At 73.2% G+C, this 22,776-nt stretch carries 17 protein-coding genes and 1 tRNA gene; 10 read left to right on the plus strand and 8 right to left on the minus strand.

What is annotated here, in order from left to right; all coding sequences use genetic code 11:
* A partial coding sequence (locus tag ACMA1D_RS29120) for a 2Fe-2S iron-sulfur cluster-binding protein (RefSeq protein ID WP_414726982.1) occupies positions 1 to 1,629 on the plus strand: 1,629 nt, incomplete at its 5' end.
* Positions 1,626 to 3,959, plus strand: coding sequence for a xanthine dehydrogenase family protein molybdopterin-binding subunit (locus tag ACMA1D_RS29125; RefSeq protein ID WP_414726983.1), 2,334 nt, complete (start codon positions 1,626 to 1,628; stop codon positions 3,957 to 3,959). The genes ACMA1D_RS29120 and ACMA1D_RS29125, both read left to right, overlap by 4 nt.
* 218 nt (positions 3,960 to 4,177) lie before the next feature.
* Here ACMA1D_RS29125 and ACMA1D_RS29130 read toward each other — a convergent pair whose 3' ends face one another.
* From ACMA1D_RS29130 to ACMA1D_RS29140, 3 genes are all read right to left on the minus strand, one after another.
* The gene (locus ACMA1D_RS29130; RefSeq protein ID WP_414726984.1) at positions 4,178 to 4,378 is read right to left on the minus strand and encodes an MbtH family protein; all 201 of its coding nucleotides are present in this window, start codon (positions 4,376 to 4,378) and stop codon (positions 4,178 to 4,180) included.
* Between the two features lie 26 nt (positions 4,379 to 4,404).
* On the minus strand, positions 4,405 to 8,613 hold the full coding sequence (locus ACMA1D_RS29135; RefSeq protein WP_414726985.1) for an amino acid adenylation domain-containing protein: 4,209 nt from the start codon (positions 8,611 to 8,613) through the stop codon (positions 4,405 to 4,407).
* 369 nt (positions 8,614 to 8,982) lie between these two features.
* The gene (locus tag ACMA1D_RS29140; RefSeq protein WP_414726986.1) at positions 8,983 to 9,423 is read right to left on the minus strand and encodes a GNAT family N-acetyltransferase; all 441 of its coding nucleotides are present in this window, start codon (positions 9,421 to 9,423) and stop codon (positions 8,983 to 8,985) included.
* Positions 9,424 to 9,985: 562 nt separating this feature from the next.
* On the opposite strand from ACMA1D_RS29140, the gene ACMA1D_RS29145 reads away from it, so the two are divergent.
* Positions 9,986 to 10,366: a hypothetical protein gene (locus ACMA1D_RS29145; protein ID WP_414726987.1), complete on the plus strand. Its 381-nt coding sequence runs from the start codon at positions 9,986 to 9,988 to the stop codon at positions 10,364 to 10,366.
* Between the two features lie 42 nt (positions 10,367 to 10,408).
* Here ACMA1D_RS29145 and ACMA1D_RS29150 read toward each other — a convergent pair whose 3' ends face one another.
* The 5 genes from ACMA1D_RS29150 to ACMA1D_RS29170 all read right to left on the minus strand — a co-directional run bounded on the left by ACMA1D_RS29150 (position 10,409) and on the right by ACMA1D_RS29170 (position 14,305).
* The gene (locus ACMA1D_RS29150) at positions 10,409 to 10,654 is read right to left on the minus strand and encodes a hypothetical protein (RefSeq protein WP_414726988.1); all 246 of its coding nucleotides are present in this window, start codon (positions 10,652 to 10,654) and stop codon (positions 10,409 to 10,411) included.
* A gap of 227 nt (positions 10,655 to 10,881) precedes the next feature.
* On the minus strand, positions 10,882 to 11,193 hold the full coding sequence (locus ACMA1D_RS29155) for a hypothetical protein (protein WP_414726989.1): 312 nt from the start codon (positions 11,191 to 11,193) through the stop codon (positions 10,882 to 10,884).
* Positions 11,194 to 11,476: 283 nt separating this feature from the next.
* Positions 11,477 to 12,691: a helix-turn-helix domain-containing protein gene (locus ACMA1D_RS29160; protein WP_414726990.1), complete on the minus strand. Its 1,215-nt coding sequence runs from the start codon at positions 12,689 to 12,691 to the stop codon at positions 11,477 to 11,479.
* Between the two features lie 189 nt (positions 12,692 to 12,880).
* Positions 12,881 to 12,955: transfer RNA gene (locus ACMA1D_RS29165), tRNA-Cys, on the minus strand.
* Between the two features lie 429 nt (positions 12,956 to 13,384).
* Positions 13,385 to 14,305 (minus strand): alpha/beta fold hydrolase, encoded by a 921-nt coding sequence (locus ACMA1D_RS29170; RefSeq protein WP_414726991.1) that lies wholly within the window; start codon positions 14,303 to 14,305, stop codon positions 13,385 to 13,387.
* A 342-nt stretch (positions 14,306 to 14,647) separates the two neighbouring features.
* Here ACMA1D_RS29170 and ACMA1D_RS29175 point away from each other — a divergent pair, with 342 nt between their 5' ends.
* From ACMA1D_RS29175 to ACMA1D_RS29205, 7 genes are all read left to right on the plus strand, one after another.
* The gene (locus tag ACMA1D_RS29175; protein WP_414726992.1) at positions 14,648 to 15,553 is read left to right on the plus strand and encodes a LysR family transcriptional regulator; all 906 of its coding nucleotides are present in this window, start codon (positions 14,648 to 14,650) and stop codon (positions 15,551 to 15,553) included.
* Between the two features lie 263 nt (positions 15,554 to 15,816).
* Positions 15,817 to 16,389: a cysteine dioxygenase gene (locus ACMA1D_RS29180; protein ID WP_414726993.1), complete on the plus strand. Its 573-nt coding sequence runs from the start codon at positions 15,817 to 15,819 to the stop codon at positions 16,387 to 16,389.
* Between the two features lie 428 nt (positions 16,390 to 16,817).
* Complete coding sequence (locus ACMA1D_RS29185) at positions 16,818 to 17,885, plus strand: YeiH family protein (RefSeq protein ID WP_414726994.1); 1,068 nt, start codon at positions 16,818 to 16,820, stop codon at positions 17,883 to 17,885.
* A 722-nt stretch (positions 17,886 to 18,607) separates the two neighbouring features.
* A complete protein-coding gene (locus ACMA1D_RS29190; RefSeq protein ID WP_414726995.1) occupies positions 18,608 to 20,248 on the plus strand; it encodes an MFS transporter in 1,641 nt (546 codons plus the stop codon).
* 51 nt (positions 20,249 to 20,299) lie between these two features.
* Entirely contained in the window at positions 20,300 to 20,500 is a 201-nt protein-coding gene (locus ACMA1D_RS29195; protein ID WP_383706939.1) for a CopG family transcriptional regulator, read from the plus strand.
* A complete protein-coding gene (locus tag ACMA1D_RS29200; protein WP_414726996.1) occupies positions 20,497 to 20,889 on the plus strand; it encodes a type II toxin-antitoxin system death-on-curing family toxin in 393 nt (130 codons plus the stop codon). The genes ACMA1D_RS29195 and ACMA1D_RS29200 overlap by 4 nt, the downstream gene beginning before the upstream one ends.
* A gap of 101 nt (positions 20,890 to 20,990) precedes the next feature.
* On the plus strand, positions 20,991 to 22,775 hold the full coding sequence (locus ACMA1D_RS29205; protein ID WP_414726997.1) for a DEAD/DEAH box helicase: 1,785 nt from the start codon (positions 20,991 to 20,993) through the stop codon (positions 22,773 to 22,775).
* Position 22,776: the final 1 nt, after the last annotated feature.

Raw genomic sequence — 22,776 nt, forward strand, 5'->3', positions numbered from 1 at the left:
GACCAGCAGGGGGGCGGCCCGCACGGCCAGCCCCACGCGCGGGCCGCGGCTGACCCTCCGCACGCCGCGGTTGACGGCGCCCGGGCAGCCGGGCCTGACGCCCCGCTTCCCGCGCGCGCGGGCGAGGCCGACGCTCCGGCAGCCGGCCGGCCAGCCGCGGCCGGACCGATCCCGCTGCCCCCGGACGGCGTGCTCCCCGCGCCGCCCGACGGCCCGTTCGGCGCGGCGGAGAGCGACCCGTCGACGGACGCCGAAGGCCAGCGGACGACCGCGCACCAGGGCGACCAGGCCCAGGACTCCGCGCCGTACGCCGACCCGGCCCGGGACGGCAACGCCCTGCCGGACGGCGACGGCACCGGGCAGCCGGACGCCGCTGCGTACGGACCGGACGGAGCCCGCCACGGCGGCAGCGCCGCCAGCACCGGCGACCTGGCCGTACCGGAGCCGGCGGCAACCGACCCGGCGGCCGTCCAGGCAACCGCCGCCACCGGGGCGGAATCCGCCACCCCGGCGGAGTCCGCCGGCCACCCTGGGACCGACCGCCCCGAGGCCGGCGGCACCGCCGCGGACGGCACCGAGACCGGCAGTGTCACCGACGGCAGCGCCGACGACGACATCACCGCGGCCGACCGCGTCGAGACCGAGCACACCGAGACCGACCGCGTAGCAGTAGCCGGGACCGGCGTCGACCACCACGACGCCCGGCACACCGCGGTCGACGGAGCCACCGACGGAGCCGCCGAGGGCGCGGCTGCCGTGCCCGCCGTCGACCCGCACACCGAGCACCCGCTCGCCTCGTACGTGCTGCGGGTCAACGGCACCGACCGGCCCGTGACCGGCGCCTGGATCGGCGAGTCGCTGCTGTACGTGCTGCGCGAGCGGCTCGGGCTCGCGGGCGCCAAGGACGGCTGCTCGCAGGGCGAGTGCGGGGCCTGTTCGGTACAGGTGGACGGGCGGCTCGTGGCCTCCTGCCTGGTGCCGGCGGCGACCACCGCCGGGGCCGAGGTGCGCACGGTGGAGGGGCTCTCCGCCGACGGCCAGCCCTGCGACGTGCAGCGCGCGCTGGCCGCTTCGGGCGCCGTGCAGTGCGGCTTCTGCGTCCCCGGGCTCGCGATGACCGTGCACGACCTGCTTGAGGGCAACCACGCCCCCAACGAGCAGCAGACCCGGCAGGCCATCTGCGGCAACCTCTGCCGCTGCTCCGGCTACCGGGGCGTCCTCGACGCGGTCCGCGACGTGGTGGCCGGCCGGGAAGCAGCCGCCGCGGCCGAGGAGGCCGCCGCGCACGAGGGCGCCCAGGCGCCCGCCCCGACCGCCGGCCCCGTGCACCACCAGGCGCTGCACCCCCAGGCACCGTCCCACGACGGCCCGCAGAACCCGCCGCACGAGCCGCCCCACCCGGGCGTGCCGCACCAGGCCGAAGCGCCCGACCCCGCCGCGTACCAGGGCGGCCCCGACCCGTACCAGTCCGGCTACCCGGGCCACGGCGCGCCGCAGGGCGACCCCGGCGGGTACGGCGGTGACCCGCTCGGGTCCGGCTACCCGGGGTACGGCACCGAGGGCCAGGGCATCGGCTACGGCGACGGTCCAGTTCACGACGACGGCGGCAGCGGAAGGCAATCGGGATGACGGGAACCGCGGACGGCCTCGGCGCGGCCAGCGTGCCTGCGGTGGCGGGCAGGGCCCCGGCGGAGTCGCCTGACCCGCACGGGCTCGGCGTGTCGGTGCAGCCGCTCGACACCATCGCCAAGACGCAGGGCGTCTTCCCGTACGCCGCCGACCTGTGGGCCGAGGGCCTGCTGTGGGCCGCGGTGCTGCGCTCCCCGCACCCGCACGCGCGCATCGTCTCCCTCGACACCTCGGCGGCAGCCGCCATGCCCGGCGTGCGGGCCGTCCTCACCCACGCCGACGTGCCGGGCGACGCCGCGCACGGGCGGGGCGTGGTGGACCGGCCGGTGTTCGCCGCCGAGTTGGTCCGCCACCACGGCGAGCCGATCGCGGCCGTGGCCGCCGACCACCCGGACACGGCCCGGCTCGCGGCGGCGGCCATCGCCGTCGAGTACGAGGTCCTTGAGCCGGTCACCGACCCGGAGCAGGCGTTCGGCGCCGATCCGCTGCACCCGGACGGCAACCTGATCCGGCACATCCCGCTCACCTACGGCGACCCGGCCGTCGTCGGCGACGTGATCGTCGAGGGCGTGTACCGCATCGGCCGGCAGGACCCGGCGCCCATCGGTGCCGAGGCCGGGCTCGCGGTGCCCCGCCCGGACGGCGGCGTGGAGATCTACACCGCGTCCACCGACCCGCACGCCGACCGGGACCTGGCCGCCGCCTGCTACGCGCTGCCGCCCGAACTCGTCAAGGTCGTGGTGACCGGCGTACCGGGCGCGATGGGGGAGCGCGAGGACGCCGGCACGCTGCTGCCGCTCGGGCTGCTCGCGCTGCGCACCGGCCGCCCCGTCAAGTTGGTCGCCACCCGCGAGGAGTCCTTCCTCGGCCACGCCCACCGCCACCCGACCCTGCTGCGCTACCGCCACCACGCCGACGCCGAGGGCAACCTGCTCAAGGTGGAGGCGCAGATCCTGCTGGACGCCGGCGCGTACGCGGACACCTCGGGCGAGGCGCTGGCCGCCGCGGTCTCCTTCGCCTGCGGCCCCTACGTCGTCCCGCACGCCTTCATCGAGGGCTGGGCGGTGCGCACCAACAACCCGCCCTCTGGGCACGTGCGCGGCGAGGGCGCGATGCAGGTGTGCGCCGCGTACGAGGGCCAGATGGACAAGCTCGCCGCCAAGCTCGGCATCGACCCGGCCGACCTGCGCATGCGCAACGTACTGGCCACCGGGGACCTGCTGCCCACCGGACAGACCGTCACCTGCCCGGCGCCGGTGGCCGACCTGCTGACCGCGGTGCGGGACGAGCCGCTGCCGCCGCTGCCCGACGCGGACGCGGACGCCGCGGACTGGCTGCTGCCCGGCGGCCCGGACGGCGCGGGCGAGGCACAGGCGGTGCGCCGCGGCGTCGGCTACGGCATCGGCATGGTGCACATGTTGGGCGCCGAGGGCGCCGACGAGGTGTCCACGGCCACCGTCAAGGTGCAGGGCTCGGTGGCCACCGTGATCTGCGCCGCCGTGGAGACCGGCCAGGGCTTCGCGACCCTGGCCCGGCAGATCGTGCAGGAGACGCTGGGCGTGCGGGAGGTGCACGTGGCGCCCGTCGACACCGACCAGCCGCCGGCCGGCGCCGCCGCCCGCGGCCGGCACACCTGGGTCTCCGGCGGTGCGGTGGAGCGGGCCGCCAAGATGGTGCGCACCCAACTCCTCCAGCCGCTGGCGCACAAGTTCGGCATGTCGACGGAGTTGCTCACCATCGCCGACGGCAAGATCACCTCGTACGACGGGGTGCTCAGCACCACCGTGGACGAGGCGCTGGCCGGCAAGGAGCTGTGGGCCACCGCGCAGTGCCGGCCGCACCCGACGGAGCCGCTGGACGAGTCGGGCCAGGGCGACGCCTTCGTGGGCCTGGCGTTCTGCGCGATCCGGGCCGTGGTCGACGTGGACGTGGAACTCGGCGTGGTGCGCGTGGTGGAGCTCGCGGTCGCCCAGGACGTGGGGCGCGTGCTCAACCCGGCGCAGCTCAGGGCGCGCATCGAAGCCGGCGTCACGCAGGGCATCGGCGCGGCCCTCAGCGAGAACCTGCGCACCGCGCGCGGCATCGTCCGCCACCCCGACCTCACCGGCTACACCCTGCCGACCGCGCTCGACGTGCCCGACATTCGGGTCGTGAAACTCATCGAGGAGCGTGACGTGGTGGCGCCGTTCGGCGCCAAGGCGGTCAGCGCGGTCCCCGTCGTCACCTCGCCCGCGGCCATCGCATCGGCCGTCCGCGCGGCGACCGGCCGCCCGATCGGCCGCCTTCCGATCCGCCCCCAGGCGGCGGTCGGACAGGCCGAGCGGGGGTAGCGGGGCCGGTGCCCCCGGCGTCCGCGCCGGTCCTGGCGTACGGGGCGCATCGGGGCGCACGGAAACGTACGGCGTGTACGAGGCGTACGCGAGCGGGCCGGGTCGCACACGGCGACCCGGCCCGCTGTTGGTGCGGCGGCCGAGGCGGGCACCGGCCGTCAACCGGCCCCCAAGCCGGTCGCCGGCGCAGCCGTCAGCCAACCCTCACCCGGCCCCCCTCACCCGGCCGTCAGGCCCGCCGGGCGCTGGTCGGTCCAGTGGGCCGCCACGTACGCCTCGCACGCCGCGCGGTCCTCGCCGGTGTGGGCCACCGTCCAGCCCGGCGGCACGTCGATGCTGGCCGGCCACAGTGAGTGCTGGCCCTCGGCGTTGACCAGGACGTTGAAGCGCCCCTGTGGGGCGTCGAACGGGTTCGTCATGGAATGTCCTTCCGGTCGGGGCGGCGTCAGCGGGTCAGCGCGGCCCGGTCGTCGGCGGCCGTCGAGCGCGGGCTGCGCAGCGCAGCCGCCACCACGGGGCCGATCCGCGCCACGTGCTCGGGCCGCATCAGGTGGTAGTGCTGCGCCGGCACGTGGTGCACGTCGAGCAGCCCGCCCACGTACGGCTCCCACGCCTGCGGCGTGTGCGCCGGGTCGCGCTCGTAGCCGGGGATCTCCAGGTCCGCGGTGAACAGCAGCATGTCGCCCGCGTACGGCTCCGGCGTGAACGTGCGCATCAGCTCCAGGTCGTTGCGGAAGATGTCGAGCAGCGGGAAGCTGTCCCGGCCCTCAAGGAGGTGCACCGGCAACCCGGTCTCCCGGCTCAGGTCGGCCGCGAGCTCCGCCTCCTGCCCGGCGCCCGTCTGATGCCCGGCGCCCGCCTGCTGTACGGCCTCCGGTGCGGGCGCCGTCAGGTCCCGGCCGCCGACGTCGTCGAGCAGCAGCCCGAGCCACTGCCGCTTGCTGAGCTGCGGCAGGTCGTCGAAGGTGTGCCGGTAGTCCGGGTACGCGTCGAGCACGGCCAGCAGCCCCGTCTCCTCGCCGCCCTGCTGGAGCTGGACCGCGATGGAGTGCGCGACCAGCCCGCCGAAGGACCAACCCAGCAGGTGGTACGGGCCGCTGGGCTGGACGGTGCGGATCTGCGCCAGGTAGTCGGCGGCCATCTCCTGCACCCGCGCGGGGTGGCTGTCCGGCTCGCTGAGCGCCCGCGCCTGGAGCACGTACACCGGCTGGTCGGCGCCGAGGTGCGGCAGCAGCCCGGAGTAGAGCCAGCCGAGGCCACCGCCCGGGTGGATGCAGAACAGCGGCGGCCGGTCGCCCTCCGCGCGCAGCGCGAACAGCGGCTCCAGGCCGTGCCGCTGGGGCGCGGCGGAGCCCTGCGCCAGCGCCGCGTCGAGCCGCAGCGCCAGCCGCTCCGGGGTCGGCGCCGCGAACAGGTCGCGGATCGTGAGCTCGACGCCGTGCGCGGTACGGACCCGGCTGACCAACTGGGATGCGAGCAGCGAGTGCCCGCCGAGGTGGAAGAAGTCGTCGTCGATGGTGACCGCGGGCACCCCGAGCACCTCAGCGAACAGGCCGCACAGCAACTCCTCGTGCGGGGTGCGCGGCGGCCGGCCCGCGCTGTTCGCGCTCACGTCGGGGGCGGGCAGCGCGGCCCGGTCCACCTTGCCGTTGACGTTCAGCGGCAGCGCGTCCAGGGCGACGAACGCGGCGGGCACCATGTAGTCGGGCAGCGTCCGGCCGAGCGCCGCGCGCAGCGCCGGGACGTCCAGCGACGCCGCCCCGGCAGGCCCCCCGGTTCCGGCTGGCGCACCGGCTGTCCCGCCGGCTGCCGCACCGTCCGCGGCCTCCGGCGCGTCGTCCCCGGCGTCGGCCGTCACGTACGCGACCAGCCGCTGGTCACCGGGCGTGTCGGCGCGTACCAGCGCCACCGCCTGGCCGACCTGCGGCAGTGCGCGCAACGCCGCCTCGATCTCGCCCAGTTCGATGCGGAAGCCGCGCAGCTTGACCTGGTGGTCGGTGCGGCCGAGGTACTCCAGGCTGCCGTCGGCGCGCCAGCGCACCAGGTCCCCGGTGCGGTACATCCGCTCGCCGGCCGCGCCGTACAGGTGGGCGTACGGGTCGGCGACGAACCGGCCGGCGGTCAGCGCCGGCCGCCGGTGGTAGCCGCGGGCCAACTGCACGCCGGCCAGGTACAGCTCGCCCGGGGCGCCGGGCGGGCACGGCCGCAGCCCCTCGTCGAGCACGTACACGCGGGTGCCGGTCACCGGCCGGCCGATCGGCACCGGGCCGGTGGCGCCCGGCTCGACGGCGTGGAAGGTGACGTCGACGGCCGCTTCGGTCGGCCCGTACAGGTTGTGCAGCGCGGCCTGCGGCAGCACCGCGTGGCAGCGCTCGGCGGTCTCCCGGGACAGCGCCTCGCCGCTGCAATACACCCGGCGCAGCGTCGTGCACCCGGCGGCCTGCGGCTCGGCGAGGAACACGTCCAGCATGGGCGGTACGAAGTGGACGGTGGTGATCGACTCGGCGCGGATCACCTCGGCGAGGTAGGCCGGGTCCTTGTGGCCGCCGGGGCGGGCGAGGACCAGAGTGGCGCCGGTGAGCAGCGGCCAGAAGAACTCCCACACCGAGACGTCGAAGCCGGCCGTGGTCTTCTGCAACACCCGGTCGTCGGCGGCCAGCTCGTACGCGTCCTGCATCCAGCGCAGCCGGTTGACGATCGCCCGGTGCTCCACGGGCACGCCCTTGGGCCGTCCGGTGGAGCCCGAGGTGTAGATGACGTACGCCGGGTGCGCGGGCTGCGGGCCGGGGAGGGTCGCGGCTGTCGCCGGGTCCACCGCTGCGAGCGCCTCGCTGATGTCGCTGTCGCTGTCGCCGAGGGCGAGCGTCGGAACGTCGGAGCCCAGCTCGGCCAGGACGCTGGTGCCGGTGCCGGTGATGACCAGTGCGGGGGCCGCGTCCTCCAGGAGGTAGCGCAGCCGCTCGGCCGGGTGGTCGAGGTCGAGCGGCAGGTAGGCGGCGCCGGTCTTGAGCACCGCGAGCAGCGCCACCACCAGGTCGGCGCCGCGCGGCAGGGCCACGGCGACGGTCCGTTCGGGGCCTGCGCCACGGGCGGCGAGCAGCCCGGCGAGCCTGCCGGCCGCGGCGTCCAGCTCCGCGTAACTGAGCCGGACCTCGCCGGCCACCACGGCCTGCCGCTCCGGGGTGCGGGCCGCCTGGGCGGCGAGCAGGGCGGGGAGGGTGTCGGGCGTGTCCGTCGTGGTGGGGCTGGCCGCGGGGGAGGTCGGGGCCGGCCGGGTCCCGCCGCTCCACTCGAACAGGATCTGCTCCCGCTCGGCGTCGTCCAGCAATTCGATGCTGCCGAGCGTGCGCTGCTGCGCCTCCGCGTCGGCATCGGCGAATTCCGTCACCAGGTCGATGAACCGCCGCCGGTGCGTGGCGAGTTCGGCCGCGCTGTACAGGTCGGTATTGGCGTTCAGGTCGATACGGATGCCGGTGCCGTCCGACCGGTCGTACGCCATGATGGCCAGGTCCTCGACCAGTCCGTTGGACAGGTTGTGCGCGGTGACCCGGTGCCCGTCATAGGTGAAGTCATATCCGAAGGACATGATGTTGACGTGCGGCCCGTTGAATCCGCGCCCGCCGTCCGGCAACTGCAAATCCCGGGCCAGGTCGATCTTTCGGTACCGCTGGTGCCGCAGCGCCTTCCGTACCTCCCGCGACACCTGCTTGAGCAGGTCGCGTATTCGGGTCTGCCCGTCCACCGCGATGCGCAGCGGCAGCAAATTGGCGAACATTCCCGGCACGGTGCGCATATCCGCATCCGTACGTGCCGCAACGGGCAGGCTGAGCAGGATGTCGTGTTCGCCGGTGATGCGGTGCAGATAGCCGGCCGTCGCCGCGATCATCAGTGCGGACCAGTGCGTTCCGGCGGCCCGTGCCGCCGCCCGCAGCCGGATCGCCTCCTCTTCGCTGAGGAACACGGTCTCCCGGATGCGGGATTCGAAGACGGCGGCCCGCCGGCCGGCCAACCGGGCCGGTTCCGGATAGTTCTGAAAGCGCTCGGTCCAGTATTCCCGGTCCTTGCCGAAATCGTCCGAAGCCCGGTATTCGGCGTCCTTGTTGAGTAGCAGGCGCAGCGATCCGAGCGGCGTCGGGCCCGGTTCGGTGCCGTTCGCCAGCGCGGTGTAGATCTCCGCGGTCCGCCGCGCGACCAGCGCCCCGCCGGCCGCGTCGGTGACGATGTGGTGCAGCCCCTGGTACCAGGCGAACCGCTCGGGACCGAGCTTGAAGAGCGCGTACCGGAAGAGGGGGTCGCGGGTCAGGTCGAGGACGCGCGCGAGGTCGGCCCGCATCCACTCCTCGGCCGCCGCGTCCGGGTCCGCCTCGGCGCTCACGTCGAGCACGGGGAAGTCCCACTCGGTCAGCGGCTCGCACACCTGCCAGGGAACGCCGCCCTCGTCGCCGAACCTGCTATTGAGCGGTTCGGCCTCCGCGACGGCCTGACGTATGGCACTCTCCATGAGCCTGGGATCTATTGGTCCATGTATTTCTACGTACTCACCGATCCTAAATTGTGTACTTTCCGGGTCGAGTTGTTGGCTGAACCAGATCTCATTCTGGCCATTGGACAACGGGAGTCTTACTTCGCGAGTCTCAGACCGCAAAACGTTCACCTCGTGCGCGTGCGAAAAGGAGGGATTCGGCCCGGTCGCTGGCCAGCGTCAGCCACCGCGACAACTGGTAAGCCGCACAACGATCCTAAGAGCACAACGCCGCTGGTGGCGGCCATGAGAGAGGGGAATCGGCCACATGCAGGGGGTTGTCAGTAAGTACCCCTCATTTTATGAGGATGCTGAAACCTTCTTGTGATGGCCCTGTGAATATAGTTCGTATTGCCGTTATGTCGAAGAGCGCTGTAGGGGTGGGGTAGGGGTCTGTTTAGGGGGGCCTGTTACGGGTGGTAGCAGATGGCCTGTCATGTGTTGTTGGAGCGTCGCGTACGCCACATTTCCCATTCCCCTGGCGTATTGCGCGTGTTTCGGTCAGCGTGCCGTTTCGGTCGTCGCCGTGCCGTTCCGGAACGACCACGTCAGGGACACAAAGTCCTCTTCGTCCGTGGCGCCCGCCGCGCGATAGGTGGCCAGTGCCGCCGCGTTGTCGTGTTCCGTACCGACCCACATGCCGTAACACCCGCGTTGCTGCGCCAACTCGCGCAGCGCCCGCACCAGCGAGCCCCCGACGCCGCGCCGCCGATGGGCGGGGTCCACCGAGAGTTCATACAGGAACATCTCGGTTCCCTTGTCGGGATGCGTGGTCTCCACCCCGCTGACCATCCCCACCGGCTTCCCGTCCAGATAGGCGACCAACAGGTGGTGCCCCTCCTCGTGCAGGAACCGTGCGGTGGCCTCGGGCCGCGCCGCACCGTCGAAAAGCCGCTCCGCGGCGACCGCGTCACCCATTTCCACGACCCGCCGAATCTCCATGACCGCCCCTTTCCATCAATTGCCGTCAATTACCGCCGACGGCCCGGGAACCCCGTAGGGAGTCGGAGGCTAGCGGAGCGCCAGCGGGGCGGCACGGGAGATTTCGACGGGGTGGGCGGGGTGGGCGGGGTGAGCGGGGCGGGCGGGGTGAGCGGGGTGGGCGAGGTGCGCGGTGGGTCGGGGGCGTACCGGGGCCGGGGCCGAGTCGCCGGCCACCACCCGCCCCGCCGGCAATACGGGCCCCGACGGCCACACGGCAACCGGACAGTCACGCGACCCCGACGACTGCCGCACCCCACCCCACCCCACCCCGTCCCGCGCCGGTGGATGTACATAACATCCTTATGTCGCGCTGCCCCACCACCACCTCGTGCCCCGCCCCCACCACCCACCTCACCCTGCTTATGTCGCCTTCACCGCCCCTTCCGCAACCTGTGACGGGACGCAACGGCGCGGACGACGAAGCCGGTAGGGCTCGGCGGTTCGCCGACACGCGCCACGGCTCAGGACGACTGAGCGCGATCCGTCATCCAGCACAGCAACGCCGACGAAGGGAAAAGCCATGCATCAGCGATGGGCCACCCTCGGAGTTGTCGGGGCGACCGCGGCCCTGCTCCTCACCGCGGCACCGAACGCCGCGGCGACCGACCCCGGCGCGACCGGCCCCACCCGCGCGGCCACCACGACGACCAGCGCGGCGGCCCCCGTCGACGCGTGGCGGTGTTACGACTACCGCGCCAAGGTCAAGGTCGCCAAACGGGCCCGCCCCACGGTGAAGGCGCAGCGCGTCGGCTGGGTCAAGAAGGGCGGCAAGGTCTGCGTGGCCCACGTGGCGAAGGGCGGCAGGTACAAGCTCAAGGGCTGCGGCGGCAGGGACAACATCTGGGCCCGACTGAACGGCACCCGCCACTGGGTCCCGGCGAAGTGCCTGCGACGGGCGTGAGGGGTGCGCTGCGCGGTGGTGGGGGAGGGGTGGGGATTCGGGTTACCCACCTTGTCCTTCGCTCCGCCCTGGCGGCATGCCCTCCACCAGGAGTGAGGGTTCGATGGCCAGTAGTCGGGTGCGTAGGGCGTGGACCAACGCGACGCGTTCGAGGTCTTCGACGGGTACCCACTCGACTGTGACCTGGTCGCGGGGCAGCGCGTCGAACGCGTCCGCCCCCGCAGATCCCCCGTCGAGGAAGAAGGCCAACTCTTCGTCCTGTTCATCGACGGCAGGCTGCTGATCCACGGCCAGCAGAGCAGGCGATTCCGGCAAGGCAATGCCGAGGGCGTCGGCCACCCGTTCTGCGGCCTGGGGAAGCGACTCCCCGGCGCGCAACACGACACCTGGCGGGCAGCTCCAGCCATCCTTGACGACTTGGAGGACGCGGGGCCAAAGACCTGCCGGGTCGGAGGGATGGCGCGTCTCGACGGGGCAGTGGATGAGCAGAAAGACCCATACCTCACGGGGAGCGTTCACGCGGCCTCTCCTCCGTCCCCGATCGCCTGTGGGCCGGCATGTTCTTGCGGGGGCCCGTCGTGCAACGTGATCAGTCCGCATGCGGCCCGGCCGTCCGACCAGAACAGCCCCTCCACCGTTTCGTACTCCACCCGCTGACGGTTGGGGCAGAGCACGTCCTTACGCAATGCCTCCGGGTCGAACATGGACTCCTGGTACGCGTCGTGGAATTCAACGTCCGTCACTGGCGACCAAGCCGCTGTCTTGCCTTCCCGCAGGAAGAAGCGCAGCGGAACGCCCATGATCAGCACGCGATGTGCCCCATCCATCAGGCGGCACCCCCGTCGTGCAGTCGGCGGTCCGGGGAGTGGAGCGCCTTCACCGCGTTGGGCGGCGGCTGGAACCTGGAGTGTGCCCTGGCCCTCCGAACGCGCGCTACGGCCCGGGAGCGCTCTGGACTGCGGGCAGGGGCAGGGGGCGTTGCGGCTCAACAAGTCCTCCTCGGGACGATCCGCACTCCATCTGGACACAGGGTGATGGAGTGTGCGCGTCCCGTTAGCGAACCGCATGGGGTACGGGTGGAACAGGGACGTAACGTCCCTGTTCTCGGACCTAGTGGGCGATCCCCAGACCCTCTGCCAACTTCCGTAGGCCAGGCGGGTGGTACGGGCCGGCCCGGAGGTCTTCGATGATGGTCACTGTCAGCGTGTGGTGGCGCATCCACGCCGGGGCGATCCTCTTGAGTCGCATGAGCGTCTTCACGGCCTCGTCGGCGTTTCCCAGATCGACGTGGGCCCGCGCGATATCGAGCAGCAACCAGGTACGCCATGACGGGGGAGTGTCGGACGGCAGCCTTATTCCCCGGGCGAGTTGCAGGGCCTCATCGGGGCGCGCGTGTTGCACGGCGAGCCGTACCCGCTCGATTCTGATCGAGGAGCGGCTGAAGACCGACACCATTTTGCCGTCGACGGCCGGAGGCAGCTTTGCGAGCCTCTTGGTGGCGCCCTCCGCCACCTTCATCATGTCGGATGCGGATTCGTAGTTCCCGGAGCGCGCGGCGGACGTCGCTGCCGACATGACCAGCCCGCCCCAGACGCGTACGCCCTCCGCGGTATCGGACCGTTCCCGCTCCACCCGGTCCGCCGCGTGGACGGCTACCTGCGTCGCGTCTTCGAGGCGATTCTGCCGTTGGTAGTTCCAGGCCACGGAATTGCTGATCATCGGAACCAGAAGCGGGTCTGATGATTGCTCGGCCGCGCTCATCGCGCGTTCCAACGCCGAGAGGGCAAGGTCTGTCTTGCCGAGGCGAATCGCCAGGTGCCCGGCGAGTTGAAGGGCCTTGCCATGCACCGCCGCTCCGGCCGCGCGGTCCTCCGGGGTGCCGACGGCGGCGAGGAAACGGGCGTCGGTCAGAAGCCCGGGCAGATCGCGCATGAGCTGCCCGAAAGCGGCATCGTGGTAGGCGGTCCAGGCATCGGAGAGTTGGCGTCGCATCAGTACGGGGGTGAGCCGCGTGGGGTCGTTCGGCTCGGCTGGCGGGGCGAAGAGCGGTGGCATGACGGCGCGCCGCAGGGCGACGAGTTGCGGCGAGTCGCCATCTCCCGTCGAAGGGACGGCCGGCGGGTCTCCGACCAGGGCGGACAACTCGACACCGAGCCCACCGGCCAAGGCGTGCAGGGTCGGCAACCGGGCCGAATGCTTGCGGTGTTGCTCCAACTTGCGGACCACGTCCACGGACACGCCGGCCCGCTCGGCCAGTCGTTCCTGAGTCAGATCGGCGAGACGACGCAGCCGAGCGATGCGGTCACCCAGGTGTTCAGATGCCATGCGCTCGACGCTACGCCACCCCGAACGGGACCGATGTTCATTCGATGAACGGCTGGGACGACGCGGCTCTGGGGCGGGTGGCCTGATGCCGTGTGGATCGCCAGCGAGTCCGTACGCGAAAGGCCGGAGGCGCCTTGCCGGAACATGCCGGTACGTCAGCTCTTCTATTTTTGAGGAGTAAACCTCATGTGGAGGCCGTGGCGGGAATCGAACCCACGTAACTCGCTTTGCAGGCGAGCCCCTAAACCACTCGGGCACACGGCCAAGAATTGTGCAGGTTGCGCTGGTGAATTGGCTTGCTGTTGTTCTGTTGTGCTGCCGCACCTGGTGTGCGCGGTGTTGCTGAGATGACTAAAGCCGGTGCCGGGGGCCCTGGTCAATGAATGCGCGCCGGTCGCCATGTGACCGCAACATCATCGCCATGAACGGGCGGGGGCGCCGGCCGGGCGGAGGTGGCCTGGTGGGCGTGGGTTCGGGTGGGGCGGGGACCGGAGATTGTGGGGGATTTGGGTTGCTCGATCGGGTAGTGGAGGGTGCGTTAAAGGGCAAGAGGGTTGGTGCCCGTTCGGGCAGTCGGGCATGGCCGTTCGTGCTGGCGCCGGCGTCCGTCCGCCTGCACCCACCACCCCGCGCCCCGCGAAGGCCCCCGCACCCACCCCCCCTGCACATGCCGCCGGCCTCACACCCCCCGCCTCACACCCCCCGCAGAAACCCCTCCACCTCCGTACGGAACGCCTCCGCGTCGTCCACCCACGGGAAGTGGCCCACCTCGGGGAGGACGCGGACCCGGGGGCCGTCGGGGGTGGCGTGCGGGAAGGAGGCTGCGACGAGTTCGCCGGCGCGTACGCCCGTCACGCCGTCCCGTTCGCCGGTCACCACCAGCACCGGGCAGTGGACCGCGCGCAGCCGCTCCAGCAGGGCCAGCCGGGCCGCCTCGTCCACGCCCTGCCAGAAGCCGGCCCGGGGGACGGGGCCGAGCTGGGCGCCCTCGCTCGCCGCGTGTTCCTGCTGCGGCGCCTCCCAGCGGCCGTACGCGAGCGGCGCGGCGCGCAGCAGCAGGGCGCGTACCTCGGAGAGTTCCGTCGCGGTCGGCAGGGCCTGGATCGCCGCGTGCGCGTCCGGCCACCAGGGCTCGGCCGAGCGGGCCTCGAAGATCGCGCGGGCGTCGTCCGGGAGTTCGCCCTGGAGCCGGGCGCCGGGGCAGACCAGGACGAGGTGGGTGAGCCGTTCGGGGTGGGCCGCCGCGTACGCCTGGGCCGTGGCCGCCGCTGCGTCGTGCGCGAGCAGGGCGAACCGCTCAAGCCCCAGATGGCGGCGGAGCGCCTCCAGGTCCTGCGCGAGCCCGGGGAACGCGTACCCGCTGGGGTGTGCCGCCGGTGGCGAGGCCCCGGTGCCGCGGCTGTCCGGGACCACCAGCGGCCGGTGCGCGTCGAGCCCGCCGAGGTCGCCCAGGTAGGCGGCGTCCCGGCCGGGGCCGCCGGCGAGGCAGACCAGCGGCGGTACGGCGGCCCCGTCGCGCGGGCCGATGACGCGATAGGCGAGTTCGGCGCCGTCGTAGGAGGCGTACGGGTGCGCGCCGGGGCGCAGGGCGTGCGGAGCGGTGTCGTGCGGCATTCGTCCAGCTTGCCGCATGGGTCGGCCCGCCGGGCGCCCGCTGGACCCCGGCGCGCCTTGCGCCGGGCCTCAGCCCGTCTCCCGCCGCACGGCCCGCACCCGCCGCGCCCCGGTGTGTCCGCCGCCGTGTCTCCGTCGTGCCTCCCGCCGCACCGGGGCGGCCGGCGCACCGCACCCCGGGCGCACCGCACCCGCGGCGCGCCTCCCGCCGGCCCCCCGTACGCCCCCTGCCCCAGCGCCTCCCCAACTTCTGCTTATCCAGCGGGCCGCGGAGCCGGCCCCGTAGGCGCACCGTCCGCACGGGACGTCCGGGCCCGTGCGGCGTCTGCTTATGATGCAGAGGTGTTCGATTCCCGGCACATCCACACCTTCCGCGAGGTGCTCCAGGCGGGTTCCTACTCGGGGGCGGCCCGGGCGCTGGGCTATACGCAGCCCGCGATCACCCAGCAGATGAAGGCGCTCGAACGGGACGTCGGCACCCCGCTGTTCACCCGGGTCGGCCGGCAGATGCGGCTGACCGAGGCGGGCGAGGCGCTGGCCAGGCACGCCGACGTGATCCTGGACAGCATGGCCGCGGCCCAGCAGCAGATGAACGCGATCACCCGGCTGCGGGCCGGCCGGGTGCGGGTGTGCGCCTTCCCCAGTGCCAGCGCCACGCTGATCCCCGAGGCCATGGCCAGGCTCGCGGCCGGCCACCCCGGGGTGCGGGTGGAACTGCTGGAGGGCGAGCCGCCGGACTCGCTGCGCCGGCTGGTGCGCGGCGAGTGCGACATCACGCTGGCCTTCACCTATCCGGGGCTGCATGAAGAGGTGCCGGACGAGGTGGTCGAGGTGCGCCTCTTCGAGGACCAGCTCACCGTGTTGTTGCCGACCGGGCACCCGCTGGCCAGGCGCCGCGCGGTCAAGCTCGCCGATCTGACCGACGAGCGCTGGATAGCCGGCTGCCTGCGCTGCCGCGCCAACTTCCTGCACGAGTGCGCCGAACAGGGCTTCGCCCCCGACATCGCCTTCACCACCGACGACAACCTGGTGGTGCAGAGCCTGGTCGCGGCGGGCGTCGGGGTCGCGATGATGCCGGCCCTGGTGCTGTCCTTCCTGTGCCACCAGAAGGTCACCGGGCGGGCGCTCGACCCCGCCTCGCGCCGCCAGGTCTCCGCGTACGTGCTCCGCGAACACCTGCGCATCCCGGCCACCGCCCTGGTCCTGGACGAACTGCGCGCCGCCGCCGAACGCCGGGTCGGTTGCTGATCGGCCGCTAGGGGGACCACCCCTACTCCCGTACGCGGCTACGCCCGTACGCCCGTACGCGCCCCCACGCGCCGAGTACACGCCCGGGAGCCGGCCGCCGGCTCCCCACCGGCTGCCGTCGCCGCCACTCGCTCCGATGCGTTGCCGCGCATCGACGGCCATCCACAGGCGCCCCCCATCAGCCGCATCCATAAGCAATTCCTGGAGCCCCGCCAACAGACTGTTGTTAGACGTAATGGGTGGGGGCGCGTGACGCTTCGACCATGCGTACTCCGACCGCTCCCACGCCCTTCCGGGCCGCTCGTACGACCGTGCGTCTTGACGCCCTCGTCGAGGACGTGCGGGAGGCCGTCGGCCGGGGCCTGCCGCCGGACCTGACCGCCTACCTGGTGGGCGAACGGCTCGGCCCCCACCTGGCCAGCGCCGACCTGCTCACCGACGAGCAGTGCGAGGGCGATCCGCAGCACTACCGGCAGCACCTGTTGCACGCCGAACGTGACGGCAGCTTCTCCGTCGTGGCCCTGGTGTGGCTGCCGGGGCAGCAGACCTCCATCCACGACCACGTCTCGTGGTGCGTGACCGGCGTGCACGCGGGCGAGGAGGCCGAACGCCGCTACCGCCTGGTCTCCGACGGCGCCACCGCGCGCCTGGTGGCCACCGGCGACGTCGTCAACCCGCTCGGCTCCGTCTGCGGGTTCGCCCCGCCCGGCGACATCCACCGGGTGCGCAACGCGGGCACCGACAAGGCGATCTCGATCCACGTCTACGGGGCCGACATCGCACGGCTCGGCACCAGCGTGCGCCGCGTGTACGAACTGCCAGCGGACGAGCTGTGAGCCGGCCGCGGACGAACCACCGCAAGCGGCAGATGCAGCGCGTGCACCGGGTGCACGGGGCCCATCGGACGCACCGGCAGCCAGTGACCGGCACCGGCGCCAACACTCACGCGGCCACGGCCCCGGCCGCGCCGACCACCGAACCCGCCCCACCGGCCACCGAACCCGCCGGCCCCGTGCCCCCCGCCGCGTCCCCCGTCACCTTCCCCGCCCCGCGGCCCCCCCAGCCGCCCGCGACCGGCCGGCCGGCCACCGCACTCACGACGCTGACCCCCGCGGCTCCGCCCCCCAAGACGTCGCCCGGACAGCTCCCTCCGCCACCCGCCGGGCCTGCCCGTTCGGGCAGCTCCTCGGCGGCCAAACCGCCCACCCCCGCTGCCCGTTCGGGTAAGACGGCCGGGCTCGCTCTCGCCGGCTGCGGCGTCGCCGTGGCCTGGGGCACGCACCGGCTGCTGCCCGCCGTGCCGATGCTGACGGTGGCCGTCGTGCTCGGGGTGGTCGTGGCGCACCTGGCGGGTGTGCGGACGCTGGTACGGGGCCACTGCCGGCCCGGCCTGTCGTACGCGGGGAAGCGGCTGATGCGGCTCGGCATCGTGCTGCTCGGTCTGAAGCTCAGCCTGGACGACGTCCTGGGGCTCGGCTGGGCGACGGTCGGCATGGTGTTCGGGGTGGTCGCGGCGACCTTCTTCGGCACGCTCTGGCTCGGCCGCAGGCTCGGGCTCCCCGGCGACCAACCGCTGTTGATCGCCACCGGCTACTCGATCTGCGGCGCCTCTGCGATCGGTGCGGTCAGCGAGGCGTCCGAGAGCGACGAGCGGGACGTGGCCACGTCGGTGGCCCTGGTCACGCTCTGCGGAACGCTCGCCATCCTCGTCCTGCCGCTGCTCCAGGCGCCGCTCGGGCTCAGCGACACCGAGTTCGGCCGCTGGGCCGGGGCGAGCGTGCACGACGTGGGACAGGTGGTGGCCACCGCCCAGTCGGCCGGCTCCGCGGCCCTGGGCGACGCGGTCCTGGTCAAGCTGATGCGGGTGGCGATGCTCGCTCCGCTGGTCGCCGCCGTGGCCCTCTCGGTACGCGCCCGCGCCCGCGCGGGGGGACGCCTCGGGGAACGCCTCACGGAGACGGGTCGTACGGGGGAGGGGAACGGTACGGAGCCGTCGGGCGCGGCGGAGGCCGGCCGGGCCGGTCCGGCAGACGGCCCCGCGGCGCGCGTCGGCGCGGGTGCGGGGGCGCGGCGCCCGCCGCTGGTGCCGCTGTTCGTCGCCGGGTTCCTGGCGATGGTCGCGCTGCGCAGCACGGGTTGGCTGCCGGGCAGCGCGCTCGACGCGGCCGGGCACGTACAGGAACTGCTTCTCGCCGCCGCCCTGTTCGGCCTCGGCAGCGCCGTCCACCTGCCGACGCTGGCCCGTACCGGGGGTCGGGTGGCGGCGCTCGGGCTGTGCTCCTGGGTGGTCATCGCCGGTGTCTCGTACGCGGGGGTGCTGGTGACGGCGTAGCGAGGGCGCCTGGCGTGGCGCGGCGCCCGCGGCGTCTCCGTACCGGGCCCGTACGCCCACCGGCGGCGCCCGCGGCAGAGGCCGCACGGGGGGCACGGCTCTTCCGTGCGACGCAGCAGTCCCGCCCTGCGGCCGACGCCCCCGCGGCATCCCGCGCACGGCATCCCGCGTGCGATGCCTCGGATGCGGCATTTCGAAGGCGACTTCCCGCGTACGGCGCTTCGCGTCCGGCGTCCCGCGCGCGACTTCCCGCGCACGGCGCCCCACGGTCCAGCGGCCGGGGCACCGCGGCCCTCCTCCCGCCGCACCGCCCCGGCCGCCACCCGGCACCGGGCCCACCACCCCCGGGCCCGGGCCGCACGCGGGGCCGCCCCCGAGGCGAACGGCCACACTGCCCGGGGGCGGCCCCGTCGAGGTGCCGGGCCGACCGCCCACACGGGGCCCCACACACTGGGCACGGGCGCGGTCCCGTAGACAGGCACGCCTCGGACACGGGCACCCACACACCGGCACCGGCACCCCGGGCACGGGCAAAGCCCCGCGCACACCGGCGCCCCCGGCAAACGCGCCCCGGACCAAGGCGCCCCGCCCCCACCTCGCCCCCCCCCGCGTAGGGCCACGGCCCGGGCCCGTCGACCGTCGAGGGGCGTAGGCCCGATGGCCGAGCGGAGTCCCGTCCTGCGACAGGCGTCAGCACGGTTGACGGCCCTTACTCTGACGCCATGACCGACCTCGATCCGCGCCCCGGGGAACCCGGCGCGACGCCGCCCCCCAGCAGCGGAACGGGAGCCGCGCAGGCCACCGCCGACATATCCGGCCGCGCCCCCGCCGCCCCCGACACCGCCGCCCACCCGCCGACCGGCCAGGTCGCGACAGCCGCCCCCGTAGCCGAAGCACCCGTACCCGAAGCGACCACGACCGCCGCGACTGCCGCGACTGCCGCGGCCGACGCCGACGGCGCGCCGCCGGCCGGTGAGGAGAGCGTGTTCGGCCGGGTCTACCGGGCGCTCACCCTCGGCATCATCTCGGTCGTCTCGCTCATCGCCTTCGAGGCCAGCGCCCTCACCACGGTCATGCCGGTGGCGGCCGAGCGGCTGGACGGCGTCGAACAGTACGCCTTCGCCTTCTCCGGCTACTTCACGGCCAGCCTGTTCGCCATGGTGCTCTCCGGCGAGTGGTGCGACCGCAAGAGCCCGCTGGCGCCGCTGTTCGTCGGGATCGCCGCGTTCGGGGCCGGGCTCGTCGTCGCCGGCTCCGCCCAGCAGATGTGGATGTTCATCCTGGGCCGCGGCATCCAGGGCATCGGCGGCGGCCTGGTCATCGTGGCGCTGTACGTGGTCGTCGGCCGGGCCTACCCGCAGCGGCTCCAGCCCGCCGTGCTCGCCTCGTTCTCCGCGGCCTGGGTGCTGCCGGTGATCGTCGGCCCGGTGGTGGCCGGCACCGTCGCCGAGCACGTCGGCTGGCGCTGGGTCTTCCTCGGTATGCCCGTCCTGATCCTGCTGCCGCTGCTGATGATGCTGCCCGCGCTGCGCACGATGCCGCGCGACGAGCACAGCCCGACCATGGACCGCCGCCGCATCGGGCTCGCCCTCGCGGTCGCGGTCGGCGCCGGGCTGCTCCAGTACGCGGTGCAGGACCTGGCGTGGCTCTCCCTGCTGCCGGGGATCGCCGGCGCCGCACTCCTCGTGCCGTGCGTGCTGCGGCTGCTGCCCACCGGCACCTTCCGCGCCGCCCGCGGGCTGCCGTCGGTGGTGCTGCTGCGCGGCCTGGCGGCCGGTACGTTCCTCGCCGCCGAGACCTTCGTACCGCTGATGCTGGTCACCGAGCGCGACATGTCCCCGACGCTGGCCGGCCTCGCCCTCACCGGCGGCGGCCTGACCTGGGCGCTCGGCTCGTACACGCAGGCCAGGCCGCGGCTTGAGGAACACCGCGAGACGCTGATGGGCCTGGGCATGCTGATGATCGCGGTCTCCATCGCGCTGGTGCCCGTCGCGCTGGTCGACGGGGTGCCCGCGTGGATCGTGGTGGCCGGGGCCTGGGTGATCGGCGGCTTCGGCATGGGGCTCACGATCTCCAGCGGCAGCGTGCTGCTGCTCAAGCTGTCCAGGCCCGACGAGGCCGGCTCCAACGCCGCCTCCATCCAGGTCTCCGACGCGCTCGGCAACATCGTGCTGGTCGGCGCGAGCGGCGTCCTCTTCGTCGCCTTCGGCGGCGGCTCGGCCACGGTCTCCGCCCACGACGCGGCGGACGCCACCGGCGCGAGCGGCCACCCGGCCGCCTTCGCCGCGGTCTTCCTCGCCATGGCGGCGATGGCGCTGGTGGGGGCGTACGTGACGACTCGGCTGCGGCCGGAGAAGGGTTAGCACCCACCGCGTGGTACCAAAGTGACCCCATCGGGGTGGTACCGTTTTGGTATGGCCATGAACCTGCGTCTTCGCGACGACCAGACCGATGCCCTCAAGCAGCGCGCCGAGCAGGAGGGCGCCAGCATGCACGCCATAGTGCTGAGGGCGGTCGACGACTATCTAGCACGGACAGCACAGGAGGCGATCGTGCGCCAGACGGCCCGGGAGCAGGCGGCCAAGTGGAGCGAGCTGCTGGAGCGGCTCAAGTGACCTACGTGTACCTCGCGGCCGAGGACGTCCTGGCCATCGCCGAGATCGCCTGCGACGACATGGAGGTGGTGGTCAGAGACGCCGGGCTGCTCGAATCCGCGGTCCACCGCCCCGCCGCCGCGATGTTCGGCCAGGAGGCGTACCCGGATCTCATCGACAAGGCCGCGGCGCTCCTCCAGTCCCTCGCGATCAACCACCCGCTCTTCGACGGGAACAAGCGCACGGCCTGGATCTCCTGCGTTTCCTTCCTGGCGATGAACGGCGTCCAACTCCGCCCGGACATCGATGCGGCGGAACGCCTGGTCATCGACGTCGCCACGGGCACCACGGACGAGATCAAGGTGATCGCCGAGGGCCTGCGCGCGCTGGCCGCCCCCGATGTGACCTGAGTCCCACCCTCCGCCGCCCACCCCCGGTACGCCCGTACCGGGGGTGCCCGCACAGGTACGCTGACGCGGTTGCCGATCCCGAGTCACCCCCGACGGAGACCGTGACTACCACCGCGAATCACCACCTCTCACCCGCCTTCCCCGGCCGGGCCCCCTGGGGTACCGCGAACAAGCTGCGTGCCTGGCAGCAGGGGGCGATGGAGAAGTACATCCAGGAGCAGCCGCGCGACTTCCTGGCCGTCGCCACGCCCGGCGCGGGCAAGACCACCTTCGCGCTGACGCTGGCCTCCTGGTTGCTGCACCACCACGTCGTCCAGCAGATCACCGTGGTCGCCCCGACCGAGCACCTGAAGAAGCAGTGGGCGGAGGCCGCCGCCCGGGTCGGCATCAAGCTCGACCCGGAGTACTCGGCGGGCCCCGTCAGCCGCGAGTACCAGGGCGTGGCCATCACGTACGCCGGTGTCGGCGTCCGCCCGATGCTGCACCGCAACCGCTGTGAGCAGCGCAAGACGCTGGTCATCCTCGACGAGATCCACCACGCCGGCGACTCCAAGTCCTGGGGCGAGGCGTGCCTGGAGGCGTTCGACCCGGCGACCCGGCGGCTCGCGCTGACCGGCACGCCGTTCCGCTCGGACACCAACCCGATCCCGTTCGTCACGTACGAGGAGGGCAACGACGGCATCCGCCGCTCGTCGGCCGACTACACCTACGGCTACGGCAACGCGCTCGGCGACGGCGTCGTGCGGCCGGTGATCTTCCTCTCCTACAGCGGCAACATGCGCTGGCGCACCAAGGCGGGCGACGAGATCGAGGCCAGGCTCGGCGAGCCGATGACCAAGGACGCCATCTCACAGGCGTGGCGCACCGCGCTCGACCCGCGCGGCGACTGGATGCCCAATGTGCTGGCCGCCGCCGACCGCCGGCTGAGCGAGGTGCGCAAGGGCATCCCGGACGCCGGTGGCCTGGTCATCGCCAGCGACCAGGAGCAGGCCCGTGCGTACGCCAAGCTGCTGCGCCAGATCACCGGCGAGGGGCCGACGGTGGTGCTCTCGGACGAGACCGCCGCCTCGCAGCGGATCGACGACTTCAGCCAGTCCGACAGCCGCTGGATGGTCGCCGTCCGCATGGTGTCCGAGGGCGTCGACGTGCCGCGCCTCGCGGTCGGCGTCTACGCCACCACCGTCTCCACACCGCTGTTCTTCGCGCAGGCCGTCGGCCGTTTCGTACGGTCCAGGCGGCGCGGCGAGACCGCCTCGGTGTTCCTGCCGACCATCCCGACGCTGCTCGGCTTCGCGAACGAGATGGAGGTCGAGCGCGACCACGTCCTGGACAAGCCCAAGAAGGACGGCGAGGAAGACCCGTACGCGGAGGAGGACAAGCTCCTCCAGGAGGCCGAGAAGCAGCAGGACGAGGACACCGGCGAACAGGACCAACTCCCCTTCGAGGCACTGGAGTCGGACGCCGTCTTCGACCGGGTGCTCTACGACGGCGCCGAGTTCGGCATGCAGGCGCACCCCGGCAGCGAGGAGGAGCAGGACTACCTGGGCATCCCGGGCCTGCTCGAACCCGACCAGGTGCAGATGTTGCTCCAGCGCCGGCAGGCCCGGCAGATCGCGCACAGCCGCAAGAAGCCCGACGAGGAAGCCGACCTCCTCGAACTACCCGCCGAGCGCCGCCCGGTCGTCAGCCACAAGGAACTCCTCGCCCTGCGCAAGGAGTTGAACGGCCTGGTCGGCGCGTACGTGCACCAGAGCGGCAAGCCGCACGGCGTGATCCACACCGAACTGCGCCGGGTCTGCGGCGGCCCGCCGAGCGCCGAGGCCACCGCGGGCCAGATCCGCGAGCGGATCAAGAAGGTCCGCGAGTGGGCCACCCGCATGCGCTGAC

This window comes from Streptomyces sp. 796.1 (assembly GCF_047525675.1).
In the GTDB taxonomy this organism is placed as follows: domain Bacteria; phylum Actinomycetota; class Actinomycetes; order Streptomycetales; family Streptomycetaceae; genus Streptomyces.